Source organism: Hymenobacter piscis, from assembly GCF_018760735.1.
GTDB lineage: Bacteria > Bacteroidota > Bacteroidia > Cytophagales > Hymenobacteraceae > Hymenobacter > Hymenobacter piscis.
Window position 1 is genome coordinate 122,146 of record NZ_JAHHZN010000007.1, and the last position, 16,982, is coordinate 139,127.

Sequence of the window (16,982 nt, forward strand, 5' to 3'; positions counted from 1 at the left end):
TTCGCTCCGCTCAGGATGACGGGGCGGCCCCACTCAACTACAACCCTATAGTACCTAAGTACCTTTTCGACAATGGCAGAGAGAATCACCATCAAAAACGGCAAGCTGAATGTGCCCGATCAACCCATCATCCCCTTCATCGAGGGCGACGGCACGGGTCCGGATATTTGGGCGGCTTCCGTGCGCGTATTCGACGCGGCAGTGGCAAAGGCGTACGACGGCAAGCGCAAACTGCAGTGGAAAGAAGTACTGGCCGGTGAGAAAGCCTTCAAGCAGGTAAACAACTGGCTGCCCAACGAAACCCTGGACGCCTTCCGCGACTACCTGGTGGGCATCAAAGGCCCCCTGACCACGCCCGTAGGCGGCGGCATCCGGAGCCTGAACGTGGCCCTGCGCCAGGAGCTCGACCTCTACGCCTGCGTGCGCCCCGTGCGCTGGTTCGAGGGCGTGCCCTCCCCCGTGAAGCACCCCGAGCTGACCGACATGGTCATCTTCCGCGAAAATACCGAGGATATCTACGCCGGCATCGAGTACATGAACGGTACGCCCCAGGCCCAGAAAATGCTGGAATTCCTCCAGGATGAGATGGGCGTGAAGAAAATCCGCTTCCCCGAAACGTCCTCCTTCGGCATCAAGCCCGTGAGCAAGGAAGGTACCGAGCGCCTCGTGCGCGCCGCCATTGAGTACGCCATCGAGCACAAAAAGCCGTCGGTGACCATCGTGCACAAGGGCAACATCATGAAGTTCACCGAAGGCGCCTTCAAAACCTGGGGCTACGAGCTGGCCGAAAAGGAGTTTGGCGACAAGGTGTACACCTGGGCCCAGTACGACAAGGTGCTGGCCAAGCAGGGCCAGGAAGTGGCCGACGCCCAGCAGAAGCTGGCCCTCGACAGCGGCAAAATCCTCATCAAGGACAGCATCGCCGACGCCTTCCTCCAGCAGATTCTGCTCCGCCCCGCCGAGTACTCGGTGGTAGCCACCCTCAACCTGAACGGCGACTATATTTCTGACGCGCTGGCCGCCATCGTGGGCGGTATCGGCATCGCGCCGGGTGCCAACATCAACTACGTGACCGGTCACGCCATCTTCGAGGCCACCCACGGCACCGCGCCCAAGTACGCCAACCAGGACAAGGTGAACCCCGGCTCGGTTATCCTCTCCGGGGCCCTCATGCTGGAGCACCTGGGCTGGCAGGAAGCCGCCGACCTCATCTACAAAGGCCTCGAAGCCGCCATTGCCGCCAAGCGCGTCACCTACGACTTCGAACGCCTGATGGAAGGCGCCACCCTCCTGAAAACCTCCGAGTTCGGCGACGAGATTATCAACCGGATGTAGTAGCTTGGCATACGCCAACTACCTCAACCGGAACCCCCGCGTTGGCTGTAAGGCCGGCGTGGGGGTTTTGTTTTGTACGAGCCTCTGGCACTCGCTCGGCTGTGCCGAGTGAGGCCTACGCCTGAGGGGCTGTGCCCCGAATCCGCCTGCACCAAACTGCGCAGTATGTGAGCAGGCGCGCGCAGCATAGCTGCTTGGTCGTCACTCGGCATAGCCAAGCGACTGCAAAAGAGACAAGACAGCACAGTGGGTAGAAGTTATTCGTTGCGGGTGTTATCTTTTCGATATGTCCGAACTGCACTCGCCCCGCACTCGCTCGGCTGTGCCGAGTGAGGCCTACGCCTGAGGGGCTATGCCCCGAATCCGCCTGCGCCACCTGTGCCGCCGTGGCAGGCGCGCGCAGCGCAGCTGCTTGAGCATAGTACTCACCCGGCAAAGCCGAGCGGCTGCACCATATTGACGCCGCGAATAGTCGTTTAGTATACCATCTTTTTAAGATGTCTGAACTGCGCAAAACCTATCCAGGAGGCTTGTTTTTCCTGACCCTGACGGTTGTGGGTTGGGTAGATGTATTTATCCGGCCGCAATACACCCAAATCATTATCGACAGCCTCCGGTACTGCCAGCAGCATAAAGGGCTTGAACTTTATGCCTACGTGGTGATGAGTAGTCATATCCACCTGATTGCCGCCCGCACAGAGGGTAACCTCAGCGACGTGCTCCGCGACCTGAAGGCGCACACCACCCGCCAACTGCTCAAGGCCATTGCCGAAAACGAGCACGAGAGCCGCCGCGAATGGATGATGCGCCTCTTCGCCCATTATGCCCGCCCGCAACGCCAAAACGAGCAGTACATGTTCTGGCAAAAGACCACCTTCCCAATTGCCCTCTGGACCCCAGCTGTCATACAACAGAAAGCCGATTATATTCATAACAACCCCGTTGCTGCCGGCCTCGTCACCGCTCCGGAACATTATCCCTTGAGTAGTGCCTCCTACTTCAGCCCCTTGCAGATGATGCCACTCTAATGGTTGATATCCTGGCGTCACCAGAACTTGCCGCCGCACTCCCGCCGCACTCGCTCGGCTATGCCGAGTGAGTACTACGCCCAAGCAGCTGTGCTGCGCGCGCCTGCCACGGCGGCATAGGTGGCGCGGACGGATTCGGGGCACAGCCCCTCAGGCGTAGGCCTCACTCGGCATAGCCGAGCGAGTGCGGGGGTAGCGGCCCGGTAAAGAAACCACTAACCCCAAAACACAAACAGGGCACCCACCGGGTGCCCTGTTTGTGTTGCAACGAACCGAAATACTTACGCCGGTTCGGCTTTTCGTTCGCGGCGCACGCGCTTGATTAGTTGACGGAAGGTGTAGTCCTCGGCTTTGGCTTTGTCGGAGCGGCCGTAGAGGGCTTTGCCGTCGTTGAAGAGGTGGGTCATGGGCTCGTAGAGGGCGTTGAGGACGATCATATTTTCCTCGGTATTTCCCTTCTGGGTGCTCATCTGGCTGCCCTGGGCGGTGGTATCGACCACCAGCGTATCGTAGATGTCCTGGAGTTGCTGGGTGTCTTGGGGCTGCTGGCCCTTGGCGGCCAGGGCGGCGGCGTTGGCCTCGATGTTCTGGAGCAACGTTTTGAGGGCCGCTTCCAGGCCGGCGTGGTCGTCGTGGTTGCGGGCGCGGCGGGCCTGCTCCAGCCCGAAGCGGTCGGCGGGCACCGTGAGCGGGGTGGCGCGGCGCACCCGGGCGGCCAGAAAATCCAGCAGCTGCGGCAGCTGCTTGTAGAGGCCGTTAATCCGCTCGGTGAACACCATGCGGCGGGCAATCTGCACGGAGGTCGCCTCCAGCCCATCGGCCGCCGCCAGCCGCGCATCATAGTCCTGGAGGAAGGCGGCGGTGTAGTCCTCGGGCAACAGGGCCCGGAAGTCGGCCTGGTCGCGCAGGTAGCTTACGCGCAGCAGCCGGGCCAGGGGCACCAGCTCATCCAGCCGACAGGAAAAATTGGGTTTGACACGTTCCATAGTATAGATAATGAGAGGGTTGAAGAATAACGAAATATAAAAATATTCCGCCCGCTACCCAACAGCTGCAGCGCCCGGCCACCCGCTCGTCGTCCTCGGTCCTGATAGCTGCTTACAACCCATCCCCGGATACCTTTCCGCCTGTCCGGAACGAGTTTCTACCTGTCCGGAATGAGTTTCTACATGTCCGGAACGCACTTCCGCATGTCCGGAACGAATTTTCGCGTGTCCGGAATGAGTTTTCATCTGTTCGGAATGATTTTCCGTCTGTCCGGAATAAGTTTTTGCTTGTCCGGAATGAGTTTTCATCTGTCCGGAATGAGTTTTCATCTGTCCGGAATGAGTTTTCATCTGTCCGGAATGATTTCCCACATGCCCGGAATGATTTTCCACATGCCCGGAATGATTTTCCACATGCCCGGAACGAGTTTTTGCATGTCCGGAATGGACTTCCGCAGGCTTGGAAAGCACGTTCACCTTCTTTGGCAACGGCTTTGTTTTTCCCCGCGCCTGGCTTATTCCGGGGCAGCCATTGTGTCGGCCTGCGCCCGGGCACCGGGATTTCGCTTTGGCGAAATCCCGGTGCGCTTACGTGTCGGCAGCGCCTAGGCAGTTGGGCGGAGCTCGTCTGAGGCGGCCCGGTTATCCGGGGCAGCTGCGTGTCCGGTTGTTTCGGGAAGCTGGCGCGGCGCGGTAGGCTGCGGACTGGTTAGCTGGCGTTGCTGGTCTTGCTCGGACTGCTGCTGCCGCTGCTCTTGCTGCACCTGCGCGCGGGACGAGGGCACGTTGCCCGGGCCGGCGGGCCAGCCTTCACGCTGGGTCTGGCGGTTGCCGTCGGTTTCCTCCGTCTGGTCGTGGAAGAGGATCTGTTGAGTGGGAAAGGGCAGGTCGATACCGGCGGCGCTCAGCTTGTTCTTGATGGCCTCCAGCACTGCGTCCTGGGAATCCATGAAATCGGCCCGCCGGGGCGGGTTAATCCACCAGCGGGCCCGCAGGTTCACGCTGCTGCCAGCCAGCTCCACCACCAGCGCCTCCGGTGCCGGATCAGGCAGAATGCCGGGCACCTCCCGGATGGCTTCCAGAATAAGCTGGCGGGCCTGGGCAATATCGTCGCCGTAGCCAATGCCCACATCGTACTGCAAACGGCGCTTGTCGTAGGCCGTATTCACGGTCACGGCATTCACAAACAGCTCGGCGTTGGGAATCACCACCCGCCGGCCATCGTAGGTCCGGATGGTGGTCGCCCGGGTCTGGATGGTTTCCACCGTGCCCTCAAAGTCCTTGTACTTGATCTGGTCGTTGATGCGGAACGGCTCCGTAAGCAGCAGCAGCACCCCGGCCAGGAAGTTCTGAAAGATGTCCTTGAACGCGAACCCGATGGCCACGCCCCCCACGCCCAGGGCGCTTAGCAGGCTGGTGGGCGTAAAGCTCGGAATCATGATGGTAAACATGATCAGAATACCCAGAATCAGCACCAGCACGTAGGCCAGGCGGCTAAGCAGCAGCGTCAGGCTCTGACTCTGGTGGCGGCTGGCCGTCAGGCGCTGCACCAGAGAGCGCACGCCCCGGGCTACAAACAGAAAAATCACGAGTACAACCAGCCCGATCAGCAGGTTGGGCAGCACGGCCATGAAGCTGCGGCCCATGGTGTTGAGCTTTTGCAGGGCAATAGAAAAGTCCATAGCAAGAGAAAGAAGGTAAAAAGGCAGCTCGACCGGAGCCGCCGGCATCCGCAACACGTAATTCCCCCATCGGAAGTTGTGAGCGGGCCGCCTGACCCGGCCCGGAACCGTTTTCTGTGCCCAATTACCCGCATTGACACCTACCTGCCGCCCGCCGTTACGTAGGAAGGCCCCATGGCAACTCCCTCTATCTTACCTGCCGGCACGCCCCTGGACTTGCGCGACCTGCTGGCGCTGGAACGCACCCGCCTGGCCAATGAGCGCACCCTGCTGGCCTATCTGCGCACCGGCATGACGCTGATTATTGCCGGCTTCTCGCTGATCAACTTCTTTCAGAAACATATTTACGTGTGGGTTGGGGTATTATTCGTACCCCTGGGCATCAGCCTGATGCTGGCCGGCTGGCTGCGCTACCGCCACAAGCACCGCCACATCGATGGCCACGTACAGGCAGCCGGCCGGCGCGTCTGAGTGGGGCCGTTAGCTTATTTTCCTTTCAATATGCGCTGGCTGTACCTTGCTGTATTTCGCTTCTCTCAACGACCGGCCCGATGGCCCTGGCTGCCGCTGCTGCTGCTGACCCTGGCAGCCCTGTCCGAGCCGGCCCGGGCCCAGCAGCGCCTGCGCTACCGCGACTGGCAGCTGGTGTGGCTGGAAGATTTCGATACCTACCGCGACGTGGCCGACATGCAGGCCCGCTCGCCCTGGAAATTTACCCCCGATACCTACCGCACCCTCGTCAACAATGCGGGCGAAGACGAATACTACGATCCGCACGCCGCGGAGCTGCACGAGGGTACGCTTCATTTGATTGCCCGCCCGCTGCCCGAACCCCTGCTTTACCGCTATTCCTACGGCGGACGCGATACGGTGAAGGTGCTGCACTTTGAGTCGGGGTGGCTGAGCCTGAAATCTGATTATCAGCCCCGCCGGGAGTGGGGCGATACGGCCCGCTGGCCCGGCAACCGGGGCGTGCAGTACGGCTTGTTCGAGATTCGCTGCCGGCTGGGCGCCGGGGCGGGCACCTGGCCCGCCTTCTGGCTCTTCAACGGCCCCACCGAAATTGATGTGCTGGAAAGCCTCGACCACCGGAGCTTTTCCAACAACCTGCACTGGAATCCCAGCAACGGCCCCGCCCGTTCCCGGCAGGCCGAGTTTCAGGCCCGGGGCGGGGCCGATCTGGCGGCGGCCTTCCACACCTACACCGTCAGCTGGACAGCGCAGGCCGTCAGCTTCTACCTGGACGGACGCCTGCTGCGCACCATTCCCGCCACCGAGCTGCCCACCTTCCCCGCCCCGGCCGATATCATCGTCAACCAGGCCGTTCTGGCCGGCGCCCCGGCAACCACCTGGGCGGGCCCGCCGGACCAGCGGCACAGCACCCTTATCGTTGATTACATCAAGGTGTACAAGCCGCGCCCCGGCCGCTGAACGCGGCCGGCTACTGCAGCCCCGCCCGCGCCACCCGGGCCGTAACCAGCAGCTGGCCTACGTGCCGGGTGGTGTGCTCGGCGGCGTGTACCAGCAAACCCAGCACGGTGCTGGGCAGGGCCTGACGCCCCACCGGCCGGAACTCGGGCAGATTGCTTTCGGGCAGCGTACCCAGCAACGCCAGCATGCTTTCCACGGCATCGGAAAAGGCGGCCACCAGCTGGCGGGTGGTTTGACCGGGCCCGGGGCCTTCCGTTTCGGCGGCCAGGTAGGCAAACTGCGCGGGGCTGAGGGGCTCGGAGCGGGCGTAGGTCTGCATCCGGTCGAGGACGCCGCTGAGGTGGCGCAGGTGAAAGCCCACGGAGGCCACCCCGGCCGGGCGGACGGCCAGTAAATCATCGGGGAAGCCGTGCAGGGCCGCCTCAAGCTCCTCGCGGGCCTGGAGCAGGGCGTGGGCTACGGGCTGGAGCAGGGGCGGCACCCCGGGCAGGGGGCCGCGCAGCCAGACTTCGGGTTGGGCAGGTGCCGTCATGCAGCCATAACCGCCCCGGCGCGGTCTGGTTATGGCAGCCAGCGTACGCAGGCCCTGAAAAACGTCGGGCCGGGCGCAGCCGGGAATCTCGCGGGCCCAGGTTGCCAACGCAACGCACCATCAGCCCGCTAATTTCTGCGGCAGCGCCCGGCATAACCAGCTTGGGGACTGCGCCCGGTTGCTTTGCGGCCCCTGCTTTTGTAGCCGGGGCGCTGGGTTTGTGGCGGGCCCCACCTATCTTTAAGCCCATGCTGCCACTTTCTGAGCGTGGGCTGACGCTGCCCCCTTCCCCCTACCGCAAACTCACGCCCTTCGCCGACGCCGCCCGCCGCCGCGGCCTCACGGTGCATCCGCTCAACATCGGCCAGCCCGATATCGAAACGCCCCCGCAGATGCTGGCCGCCGTGCAGCAGGCCGATATCCGGGTGCTGGAATACGGCCCCACCGCCGGCACTGCCTCCTACCGCCAGACCCTGGCCGGCTACTACCAGCAGCAGGGCCTGCCCGTGGAAGCCGACGACATCATCGTGACGGCCGGGGGCAGCGAGGCTATTTCCTTTGCGCTGCTGGCCTGCCTCAATGCCGGCGACGAGTTCATCGTACCCGAGCCCTTCTACGGGCCTTACCAGGGCTTTGCGGTGGCTACCGGCACCCACGTAGTGCCGGTGCCGTCCTACCTGGAGCAGGATTTTGCCCTGCCGCCCATCTCCGAGTTCGAGGCCCGCATCACGCCCCGCACCCGGGCCATTCTCATCTGCAGCCCCAACAACCCCACCGGCTACGTGTACAGCCGGGCGGAACTGGAGCAGCTTCGCGACCTGTGCCTGCGCCACAACCTGTACCTGCTGTCCGACGAAGCCTACCGCGAATTCTGCTACGACGGGGCTTTTACCAGTGCCCTGGAGCTGGCCGGTGCCGATCAGCACGTGGTGCTGCTCGATACCATTTCCAAGCGCTACAGTGCCTGCGGGGCCCGCATCGGGGCTTTCGTGACCAAAAACCAGGCCCTGCGCGACGTGGTATTCAAGCTGGCGCAATTGCGCGTGTGTCCGCCCGGCCTGGGTCAGCTGCTGGCCGAAGCCGCCGCCGACCTGCCCGCTGACTACTTCGACCACACCAAAGCCGAATACCTGGCCCGCCGCGACCTGATGGTGAGCCGGCTGCGGGCTATGCCGGGGGTGCGCTGCCCCTTGCCCCGGGGGGCCTTCTACGTGCTCTGCCACCTGCCCGTGGATGATGCCGGCCGCTTCTGCCAGTGGCTGCTGGAAGAGTTCAGCCTGCACGGCGAAACCCTGATGGCCTCCCCCGCCGCCGGTTTCTACGCCACCGCCGAGCTGGGCCGCCAGCAGGTACGCCTGGCTTACGTGGTCAATCAGGACGTCATCAGCCGGGCCATGGATTGCCTGGCAGCAGCCCTGCAGCAGTATCCCGGCCGCCAGGAGTAGGTAGAAGCGTGAGGGCGAGGAAACCACTCTGTTATCCTGAGCAGGGCGAAGGACCTTACCACCTCAGCGGTAAAGGGGCTACCAGGGCTTCGCGCGGCCCGGCAGGACGGGCGTAGGGGGCATCATCCGCCGCCGCCGCTTGAAGTGCCCGGCCTTTTTGCGTAGCTTCTGGGCTGATTCTTGTTCCTGTGCCCGCCATGAAACGCCTGCTGCCCCTGCTGTTGCTGCCCCTGCTGTTGCTGCCCCTGCTGGGGGCCGCTCCCACGTCCTCGGTTGCCCCGCTCCGCTCCGATTCCGTTCGCCAGCTGACCCTGCGCATCGATGGGAAAAACGTGCCCGCCGATACCAGCAGCTCCCGCTTTTTCCTGAGCGACGACCGCGCCCTGCGCCTCAACATCGTGCGCGCCGACGACCCCGACGGCGAGGGCCTGACCATCCTCATCGACCGGTTTCCGGTGGCGGCGGGCACCTACAGCTTCCAGGAAATCCTGAGCGGCCGCAACCGCGACGCCTCCTACCGCTACGGCCCCGTTTCGGCCTACTCCAAATCCTGCGCCGATAACCCCGGCGTGGTCACGATTACGGGCGTGAATGCCGAAAAGCACTGGCTGCGCGGCACCTACCGCTGCCAGGTCTGCGAAGCCGGCCGCGGCGCCCGGCGCTTCACCCTGGAAGGCGAGTTCGAGTACCCGGTGGAGAAGGAATAATTGGGAACTGGGGAAAAACGTCATGCTGAGCGGAGCCGGAGGCGAAGCATCTCTACCACTTCGTTGCAGTGCTAACCCAACGCCAGGGGTTACTTTTACCGACGGAGCGGTAGAGATGCTTCGACTCCGGCTGCGCACACTGGCTTGATGCGCCACATGCTCAGCATGACGTTCTGTTTTATCCAATTCCCCCATGCGCTTTCCTTTCCTGCAACTAGCCACCGCCGCCCTGCTGCTGGGCGCCACCGCCGCCCGGGCCCAGACTGCCGCCCCCAACCGTTTCATCACCGACAGTCTCGATAGTTACGTGCGGCGCGGGATGCGCCTCTGGGATATTCCCGGGCTGGCCGTGGTGGTAGTGAAGGACGGGCAGCTTGTGGCCCAGAAGGGCTACGGTGTGCGCGAAGTGGGCAAACCAGACGCCGTGGATGCCCAGACCCTGTTCATGATTGCCTCCAACACCAAGCTGTTCACCGGCACGGCCCTGGCCAAACTCGATGGGGAGAAGAAAATCAGCCTCGATGACCGGGTGACCAAGTACCTGCCCGATTTCCGGCTCTACGACACGCTCAGCACCCGCCTCCTGACGGTGCGCGACCTGATGAGCCACCACCTGGGCTTCAAAACCTTCCAGGGCGACTTCACCTTCTTCAAATCCAACCTCGAGCGGGGCGAGATTGTGCGCCGCATGCGCCTGATGCAGCCTACCCGCGAGTTCCGCCGCGACTACGGCTACTGCAACGCGGGCTTCGTGACGGCCGGCGAAATCATTCCGGCGGCCACCGGGGGCACGAGCTGGGAAAGCTACGTGCAGCAGCACCTGCTCCAGCCCCTGGGCATGAGCCGCACCTTCGTCTCGTCCATAGAATTCGCGAAGCAGCCCAACATTGCGGCCGCTTACTCCAACACCTTCGGGCCGCTGGCCAAGGTGCAGTTTGATAACTGGGACAACATGGGTCCCTGCGCCAGCATGGCTTCCAACGTTACGGACCTGGCCCACTGGCTGCGCTTCCAGCTCGATAGTGGCCGCTACGAGGGCCGGCAGGTGCTGCCCTGGGCGGCCCTGCGCAAAACCCGCGACGCCAACACCATCATCACCAGCCGCAAGTCGCCGATATTGCCCATGCACTTCGTGTCCTACGCCCTGGGCACCGAAACGGCCGACTACAACGGCAGCCAGATTTTCTGGCACACCGGCGGGGCTTCGGGCCAGGTAAGCAACGTGTGCTTCGTGCCCGAGGCGGGCCTGGGCCTGGCCGTGCTCACCAACAACGACAACCAGAGCTTCTTCGAGGCCCTGCGCTACCAGATTCTCGACAGCTACCTCGGCGTGCCCTACGTGGACCGCAGCGCCCAGTTCCTGGAACGCCGCCGCGCCGGGGAGAAGGCCGCCGGCCCCGACCCGACCGTGGCCCTGGCCACCCGCGTGGCCAAGAAGAACAAGACCCCGCTGCCGCTCAAGGCCTACGTCGGCGAGTTTGAAAACCCGCTCTTCGGCCGCATCCAGGTCACCCAGAAAGGCAAGCAGTTGCTCGTGACGCTGCCCAACCACCCCGGCCTCACCGCTACCCTCGACTACATGGATGGCCAGGAATTTCGCGCCACCTACTCCGACCTGGTATTCGGCGTGCTGCCCGCCAAGTTTGAAGTCGAAAACGGCCAGGTGAAGAACCTGGAGCTGCGTGTGAACGACTACGTGGAGCAGGACCCTTACGTGTTCGTGAAGCGGTAGCTGGAACCAGGGAATTCATCCGCAAAAGAGCCCGTCATCCTGAGCGGAGCGAAGGATCCTGCCACGTTAAAACGAGTCGTTGTTACGGCCGTTAGTACGTGATAAGATCCTTCGCTTCGCTCAGGATGACGGGCTTTTCGGCATTGGCAATTCAACCTGCCAAGCGCCAGAATCAGCGTTTAGCCTTTCAGGCTTTCCATGTCGATAACGAAGCGGTACTTCACGTCGGACTGCATCATGCGCTCGTAGGCATCGTTGATGTAGTCGATGTTGATGACTTCCACGTCGCTCATCACGTTGTGCTCGGCGCAGAAATCCAGCATGTCCTGGGTTTCCTGGATGCCGCCGATCAGCGAGCCGGCAATGCGGCGGCGCTTGGCAATGAGGTTGAAAGCATGCAGCTGGGCGGCTTCCGGCGGCACGCCGAGCAGCACCATCGTGCCATCGAGGCGCAGGCTGGCCACGTAGGGCATCAGGTCGATGGGGGCCGAGACGGTGTTGATGATCAGGTCGAAGTAGTTGCTGATGCCTTTCATGGCCTGCTCGTCCTTGGTCACCACGAATTTGTGGGCGCCCAGGGCTTTGGCGTCGGCTTCCTTGCCGGGCGAGGTGCTGAGCACGGTGACTTCGCAGCCCATGGCGGCGGCAAATTTCACGGCCATGTGGCCCAGTCCGCCGAGGCCGATAACGGCTACCCGGTCGCCGGCCTTGGCCTTCCACTGGCGCAGCGGCGACCAGGTGGTGATACCGGCGCACAGCAGCGGGGCCACGCGCGCCAGATCCAGCTTCTCGGACACGTGGAGCACGAATTTCTCCGTGACCACGATGGTGTTGGAGTAGCCGCCCTGGGTGATGGAGCCATCCTTGTCGGTGGCGCTGTAGGTGCCCACGAAGCCGTTGTCGCAGTACTGTTCCAGGCCTTCCTTGCACTCGGCGCAGTGCTGGCAGGAGTCTACCATGCAGCCTACCCCGGCCAGGTCGCCGACGGAGAAGTCTTTCACGTGGGCGCCCACTTCCGTGATGCGGCCCACAATTTCGTGGCCCGGCACCATCGGGAAGATGGAGCTGCCCCACTCATTGCGGGCCTGGTGAATATCGGAGTGGCAGACGCCGCAGAACAGGATTTCGATGCGGATATCGTGGGGGCCCACGTCGCGGCGCTCGAAGCTGAAGGGGGCGAGGGGTTGGTTGGCGGCGGGGGCGGCGTAACCTTTGGCGTCGATCATAAGAGGGGAGGTTGTTGTCAGGACTGATTGTTCAGAACGGAACTCTTACAACGGCCAGCCGGGCCGATTGTTCAATCAGACCGGCCAGCATCCTTGCGCGGCAGCTCAGGCGGGACATTTGCCCAACGCGGCGTACATTACTCCGGCAATTCTCCCCTTCCATTCTGTTTCCCTTATGTCCGCACCGTCTTCTGCTTCGGCTCCCCGCACCCTTACTTCCGGCCCCAAGCGCAATTCCCTGGGCCTGCGCATCTGGCACTGGGCCAACTCCGGCCTCGTACTGGCCCAGCTCATCACCATTCTGTTTCTGTTCGTCATCGTGAAGGTGAAAACCCTGGCCCCGGAGTTCAGCCGGGTGCTGGCCGAAAAGGGCGTCACGATGCCGGCCGCGGAACTGCGCGGCCTCACCCGTATTGTGGCTCACCGCATCTGGGACTGGCATATCTGGATCGGCATCACCATTTCCTGCCTGCTGGCCTACCGCGTAATCGTCAGCTTCCTGCAGCGCGGCAGCCAGCGCACCGACGCCAAACTTGCCGCCATCAGGGCCCGCGCCGCCCGGGGCGAATCGGGCGCTACCAAAGCCCTGTGGGTGCGCTACAGCTACCGCGCGTTTTATGTGGTACTGGCCGTGATGGTGGTTACGGGCGTGCTGCTGGTGTTCGAGGACAACTTCCGCAGCCTGGAGCATCTGGCCAAGGAAATCCACGAGGTGTCGATGTACATCGTGCTGGCCTTCGTGGTGGCCCACATTGTCGGCGTCTTCCGGTCCGAGGTAACCGAGGAGCCCGGCCTTATCTCCGACATGATCAACGGCGGCGAGCCAGCCGAAGGAATTTAGCTGTTGGCTGATAGCTAACAGCCAAAAACCAACTCCTACTGGTTCTTTTCCAATTGCTCCCGGGCCTCTTCGTGGGCGGAAACCGGCCGGATGGTGGGGCTTTCGGCGGCGGCGGGAGCCGGCCAGCCTTCCCGCAGCATCTGCTCCACCTGTTCCCGCAGCCGCCGCACCGACTGATTCGAGAACCGCTTCTGCAACGTGCGGCCAAACAGCCGGAAGCCCAGCCAGTACACCGGGTTGCGGATGCGGCCCGTCTGTGACACGGCGTGAATGTGAAACCAGACCCGGCCCGTGGTGAGGTTCTTGTGCACCATGAAGTCGATCTGGCCGCGCTCGAAATGGCCTTCCAGCGTGCGGTAATTGTAGCCCCACACCTGCTCCTGCTCCCCGGTGGGCAGGGTGCGTACTTCGTCGGTTACCCCGCCGATGCGCACTCCAAACCAGAAGGTAAAAAACAAAAACTGCCCGCGCAGTACCATCACGCGCTGCTCCAGGGGCTGATCGGGCAGGAAGATGCCGGTAATCAGGCCGGGGGGCGGAAACGAGTAGCGGCGCAGCACCTCCCGGGCCGCGGCCCAGGCGCCCTGCGCCGCCGGGGGGCCGGGCGCTTCCGCGGGCAGGTCGGTTTCGTAGTCATCCACGTTCCAGCCCGCGCCGGCGGGCAGGTTGGCCAGCTGGTCGGGGTCGAAGTTGTAGCCCGAGCGGGCGTAGGTTTCGAGGCGGGCTTTTTCAAGCTCGTAGAGGGGGGCGGCCTTAGGCATCGTGCAGCAGTTCGGTTCCCTGGCGGTCCTGTTTGATGGTTTCTACCTGCACCGGCCCCAGCCACAGGCCCTGGCTGCGTTCGGCCACGCGCTCACAGAACTGCTCCCAGGTTTGCTGCTGCACCAGCTTGCCCAGCCCGAGCGTATCGTAAGTGAAGGCCACCAGCCCGTCGCGGGAGCGGGCGAAGGAGTGGATTTCAAACCGCAGGGTGTCGGGCAGCGTGGCGTGGGGCCGCAGCGAAAAATGAATGCGGCCCGCCTCGGGGTGGCTTTCCAGGGTGGTCAGCTCAAAGAAGTCCGGCCCGATATTGGTTACCCGTACCTCCCCGTTCCAGGGTCCCAGAATTTTGATGTGAAACTCGTCATCAACCCGCAGGCAGTCGGTGGTGCCCTTGATTTTGTCGAAGTCGGCCAGCAGATCGGGGGAGTAGTCGGGCAGGTGGCACTTGATGTGCCCGAGCAGCTGTTCGGCAGACTGGCGCGGGTGCTGCACATCTACCCAGTAGCGGCGCTCGAAATAGGCGCCGCTGCCGGTGTGGGCAGGTTGTTCGGGTTTTGACATCACGGGGAAGTATCGGTGGCAGCTATAGCTAACGCAGGGCGCGGGCGCAGGTTCTCACAACCCCGGGCCCGCGGGGGCAGTACACCCGCGTTCCACCCGTTGCTCCTCGCCCATGGCTTACTACCGCCCCCCCGGCCCCGCTCCCGATCCGCAGCTCGTGCGCGAGCTTACCCAGCAGCAGGACCAGCTGCGCACCCGCATCCGCCTGGAGCCCCTGGGTGGGGAGCCCCGCCTCATTGCCGGCTGCGACTCGTCCTTTCCTACCCCCGACACGGTTTTGTCGGTGTTCGTGGTGCTGCGGTTTCCGTCGCTGGAGGTGGTGGAGAAGGTGTACCACGTGAGTCCCGTGACGCTGCCTTACATCCCGGGTTTGCTGGCCTTCCGCGAAGCCCCCAACCTGCTGCTGGCCTACGAGAAGCTCCGCCAGCGGCCCGACGTCATCATGGTGGACGGGCACGGCATTGCTCACCCCCGGCGCATGGGCATTGCGGCCCACCTGGGCGTGGAGCTCGATGTGCCCACCTTCGGCGTGGCCAAGCAGAAGCTCACCGGCACGTTTCAGGAACCGGCGCTTACCAAAGGCAGCATCACCCCGCTCACCGATAAACAGGGCGAGCTGCTGGGCCAGGTTATCCGCAGCAAGGACAAGGTGCTACCCCTGTTCGTGAGCCCCGGCCACCGCTGCGACCAGGCCACGGCCACCCGCCTTACGCTGGCCTGCCTGCGCACCTACAAGCTGCCTGAGCCCACCCGCCTCGCCGACCACTGGGCCGAGGAATTCAAAAAGGAGCTGCGGTAGGTAGGTTGGGTGAACGAGGTAGAGACGCAGTATTCTGGGTTTCGTCGTTGCTGAGGTTGTTTAGCTGCCACGGCTCCGGGCTGTTCAACGACGCGACTCCACCTATTGCGTCTCTAGGGCCTTCAACCAGCCGCCGCACGCCACCTCTCAGCCAGCTCCCGCAGCGAACCAGCCGGGCCGGGCGGCAGCGCCAGCAGCCGGGCCACCGCCTCGTACACCACCCGCGGGCCGGCGGCTTCGTTCACAATCCCGCTGTAGCCACCCGCCTGGGTCGATTTTGACAGCTTCTGCCCATCGGACGTGAGCAGCAGGTTGTGGTGATGAAACCGGATGCGGGCGGCGTTGAACGGGGCGGTTTCGGGCAGCTGCCGGGCCAGCCAGAGCTGGGCGGCGGTGCTGGCCTGCAGGTCGAGGCCGCGCACCAGCAAGTTGGTGCCCAGCCGCAGATCATCCACCACCGAGGCCACCTGGTAGGCGGCGACGCCGTCTTTCTTGCGCACCACAAAATCGGGCATCAGCGCACCCAGCGGCACCGTGGTGAGGCCCCGCGCGGCATCCGGAAAGCTGATTTCCGTGTCGGGCGGTACCCGGGCGCGCCAGGCGGCTTCGGGGGTGTGCAGGGGCACGGTGGCGGCCGGCGTGGCCCCGGTGCGGGAGCGGGTGCTGGCCTGCAGCAGCCCCGGCACTAGGGCCAGCTGCTGCAGCACGGCCTCGTAGGCGGGCAGGTGGTGGCGCTGGGAATAGTACCGCTCGAAGTCGCCGGGGCCGCCGGGGCCGTGGTCGTAGTCGAGGCCCAGCCACTCCAGGGTCTGGAAGATGTTGTCGAGGTAGATGGGGCGGAACCGGGCGCGGTCCAGGTCGTCGATACGCAGGTGCAGCGTGCCGCCGGCCCGGCGCGTGAGCAGCCAGGTCAGGGTGAAGTTGACGGCGTTGCCCAGGTGCAGAAAGCCGCTGGGCGTGGGCGCCAGGCGCGAAACAACGGGAACGGAATGTACCATAACGGCAGAGCGGAGCCGGTAAATTACGGCACCCGCCCCGATAACCACCTGCCCGGCCAGCACCCTGGCAAACGAATTACCGGCGGCCGGCTAAAAAACAGCAGGCTGGGGAAATCTTTTCGCAGCTAATCGATGTATGTACATATATTTACCAGCTCAACCACCTCTTACTTCCAGTCAAAGCATGCAGACGACCTTTCATCCGGCCAGTTCCCGGGGCCACGCCAACCACGGTTGGCTCAATTCCTACCACACGTTCAGCTTCGCCGGCTACCATAACCCGGAGCGCATGCACTTCGGTGCCTTGCGCGTGCTCAACGACGATACCGTGGCCGGGGGCATGGGCTTCGGCACCCACCCCCACGACAACATGGAAATCATCAGCATTCCGCTCAGCGGTACGCTCGAGCACCGCGACAATGCCGGCAACCACGGCATTATCCGCAGCGGCGACGTGCAGATGATGAGTGCCGGCACCGGCATTGCCCACAGCGAGAAAAACCACAGCCGCTCGGAGGAAGTGCAGTTTCTGCAGATCTGGATGTTTCCCAATAAGCGCAACGTGCAGCCCCGCTACGACCAGCAGAGCTTCCGGGCCGAGGAGCGCCACAACCAGTTCCAGCAGGTTCTTTCGCCTTCGCCCGACGATGCGGGCGTGTGGGTGCACCAGGATGCCTGGTTTCATCTGGCCGATTTCGACGCCGGCCACGCCGCGCAGTATGAGGTAAAAAAGGCGGGCAACGGCGTGTACGTCTTCGTACTCGAAGGCGCAGCCACCGTGGCCGGCCAGACGCTGGGCCGCCGCGACGGGCTGGGCATCGAGGATACCGACGCCTTTGAGGTGCGCGCCGACGCTAACGCCCGCCTGCTGCTGATGGAGGTGCCCATGAGCTTCTAAAAAAGACCGTGGCCGGGGC

General features: G+C 63.6%; 18 protein-coding genes. 11 read left to right on the forward strand and 7 right to left on the reverse strand.

The genetic code is table 11. The features are described 5' to 3' along the window. Positions 1-72 precede the first annotated feature (72 nt). Both icd and KLP40_RS09675 read left to right on the forward strand, forming a co-directional pair. On the forward strand, positions 73-1,335 hold the full coding sequence (icd, locus tag KLP40_RS09670; protein ID WP_215593575.1) for an NADP-dependent isocitrate dehydrogenase: 1,263 nt from the start codon (positions 73-75) through the stop codon (positions 1,333-1,335). 497 nt (positions 1,336-1,832) lie between these two features. After that, positions 1,833-2,363, forward strand: a complete 531-nt coding sequence (locus KLP40_RS09675; protein WP_215593576.1) for an REP-associated tyrosine transposase — start codon at positions 1,833-1,835, stop codon at positions 2,361-2,363. A 281-nt stretch (positions 2,364-2,644) separates the two neighbouring features. On the opposite strand, the gene KLP40_RS09680 is transcribed toward KLP40_RS09675, so the two are convergent. Beyond that, positions 2,645-3,349: a hypothetical protein gene (locus KLP40_RS09680; protein ID WP_215593577.1), complete on the reverse strand. Its 705-nt coding sequence runs from the start codon at positions 3,347-3,349 to the stop codon at positions 2,645-2,647. A gap of 171 nt (positions 3,350-3,520) precedes the next feature. Here KLP40_RS09680 and KLP40_RS09685 point away from each other — a divergent pair, with 171 nt between their 5' ends. After that, entirely contained in the window at positions 3,521-3,958 is a 438-nt protein-coding gene (locus tag KLP40_RS09685) for a hypothetical protein (protein ID WP_215593578.1), read from the forward strand. Here the strand turns inward: KLP40_RS09685 and KLP40_RS09690 are convergent. Then, positions 3,955-5,031: a mechanosensitive ion channel family protein gene (locus tag KLP40_RS09690; RefSeq protein WP_215593579.1), complete on the reverse strand. Its 1,077-nt coding sequence runs from the start codon at positions 5,029-5,031 to the stop codon at positions 3,955-3,957. The genes KLP40_RS09685 and KLP40_RS09690 overlap by 4 nt on opposite strands. 174 nt (positions 5,032-5,205) lie before the next feature. Here KLP40_RS09690 and KLP40_RS09695 point away from each other — a divergent pair, with 174 nt between their 5' ends. Together KLP40_RS09695 and KLP40_RS09700 are read left to right on the forward strand one after the other, a co-directional pair. Then, positions 5,206-5,502: a DUF202 domain-containing protein gene (locus tag KLP40_RS09695; protein ID WP_215593580.1), complete on the forward strand. Its 297-nt coding sequence runs from the start codon at positions 5,206-5,208 to the stop codon at positions 5,500-5,502. Between the two features lie 30 nt (positions 5,503-5,532). Beyond that, positions 5,533-6,462 carry a glycoside hydrolase family 16 protein gene (locus KLP40_RS09700; RefSeq protein ID WP_215593581.1) on the forward strand — a complete coding sequence of 310 codons (930 nt, stop codon included), beginning with the start codon at positions 5,533-5,535 and terminating at the stop codon, positions 6,460-6,462. 10 nt (positions 6,463-6,472) lie between these two features. Here the strand turns inward: KLP40_RS09700 and KLP40_RS09705 are convergent, their stop codons facing one another. Next, on the reverse strand, positions 6,473-6,994 hold the full coding sequence (locus KLP40_RS09705) for a DinB family protein (RefSeq protein ID WP_215593582.1): 522 nt from the start codon (positions 6,992-6,994) through the stop codon (positions 6,473-6,475). A 248-nt stretch (positions 6,995-7,242) separates the two neighbouring features. On the opposite strand from KLP40_RS09705, the gene KLP40_RS09710 reads away from it, so the two are divergent. The 3 genes from KLP40_RS09710 (at position 7,243) to KLP40_RS09720 (ending at position 10,878) form a co-directional block, all read left to right on the forward strand. After that, a complete protein-coding gene (locus tag KLP40_RS09710) occupies positions 7,243-8,439 on the forward strand; it encodes a pyridoxal phosphate-dependent aminotransferase (protein ID WP_215593583.1) in 1,197 nt (398 codons plus the stop codon). A gap of 197 nt (positions 8,440-8,636) precedes the next feature. After that, positions 8,637-9,146 (forward strand): hypothetical protein, encoded by a 510-nt coding sequence (locus KLP40_RS09715; RefSeq protein WP_215593584.1) that lies wholly within the window; start codon positions 8,637-8,639, stop codon positions 9,144-9,146. Between the two features lie 193 nt (positions 9,147-9,339). Then, on the forward strand, positions 9,340-10,878 hold the full coding sequence (locus tag KLP40_RS09720) for a serine hydrolase (RefSeq protein ID WP_215593585.1): 1,539 nt from the start codon (positions 9,340-9,342) through the stop codon (positions 10,876-10,878). Positions 10,879-11,057: 179 nt separating this feature from the next. On the opposite strand, the gene KLP40_RS09725 is transcribed toward KLP40_RS09720, so the two are convergent. Continuing rightward, a complete protein-coding gene (locus KLP40_RS09725; protein ID WP_215593586.1) occupies positions 11,058-12,104 on the reverse strand; it encodes an NAD(P)-dependent alcohol dehydrogenase in 1,047 nt (348 codons plus the stop codon). 175 nt (positions 12,105-12,279) lie between these two features. Between KLP40_RS09725 and KLP40_RS09730 the strand changes: the two genes are divergently transcribed. Next, positions 12,280-12,945: a cytochrome b/b6 domain-containing protein gene (locus tag KLP40_RS09730; protein ID WP_215593587.1), complete on the forward strand. Its 666-nt coding sequence runs from the start codon at positions 12,280-12,282 to the stop codon at positions 12,943-12,945. 35 nt (positions 12,946-12,980) lie between these two features. Here KLP40_RS09730 and KLP40_RS09735 read toward each other — a convergent pair whose 3' ends face one another. Next, a complete protein-coding gene (locus KLP40_RS09735; protein WP_215593588.1) occupies positions 12,981-13,706 on the reverse strand; it encodes a DUF1990 domain-containing protein in 726 nt (241 codons plus the stop codon). Further along, positions 13,699-14,268 (reverse strand): DUF1990 family protein, encoded by a 570-nt coding sequence (locus tag KLP40_RS09740; RefSeq protein ID WP_215593589.1) that lies wholly within the window; start codon positions 14,266-14,268, stop codon positions 13,699-13,701. Before KLP40_RS09740 ends, KLP40_RS09735 begins: the two co-directional genes overlap by 8 nt. Positions 14,269-14,380: 112 nt before the next feature. Between KLP40_RS09740 and nfi the strand changes: the two genes are divergently transcribed. Continuing rightward, positions 14,381-15,067: a deoxyribonuclease V gene (gene nfi / locus KLP40_RS09745; RefSeq protein WP_215593590.1), complete on the forward strand. Its 687-nt coding sequence runs from the start codon at positions 14,381-14,383 to the stop codon at positions 15,065-15,067. Between the two features lie 122 nt (positions 15,068-15,189). On the opposite strand, the gene KLP40_RS09750 is transcribed toward nfi, so the two are convergent. Further along, positions 15,190-16,065 carry a glutamate--tRNA ligase family protein gene (locus KLP40_RS09750; RefSeq protein ID WP_215593591.1) on the reverse strand — a complete coding sequence of 292 codons (876 nt, stop codon included), beginning with the start codon at positions 16,063-16,065 and terminating at the stop codon, positions 15,190-15,192. 184 nt (positions 16,066-16,249) lie between these two features. Between KLP40_RS09750 and KLP40_RS09755 the strand changes: the two genes are divergently transcribed. Then, the gene (locus KLP40_RS09755; RefSeq protein WP_215593592.1) at positions 16,250-16,963 is read left to right on the forward strand and encodes a pirin family protein; all 714 of its coding nucleotides are present in this window, start codon (positions 16,250-16,252) and stop codon (positions 16,961-16,963) included. Positions 16,964-16,982: the final 19 nt, after the last annotated feature.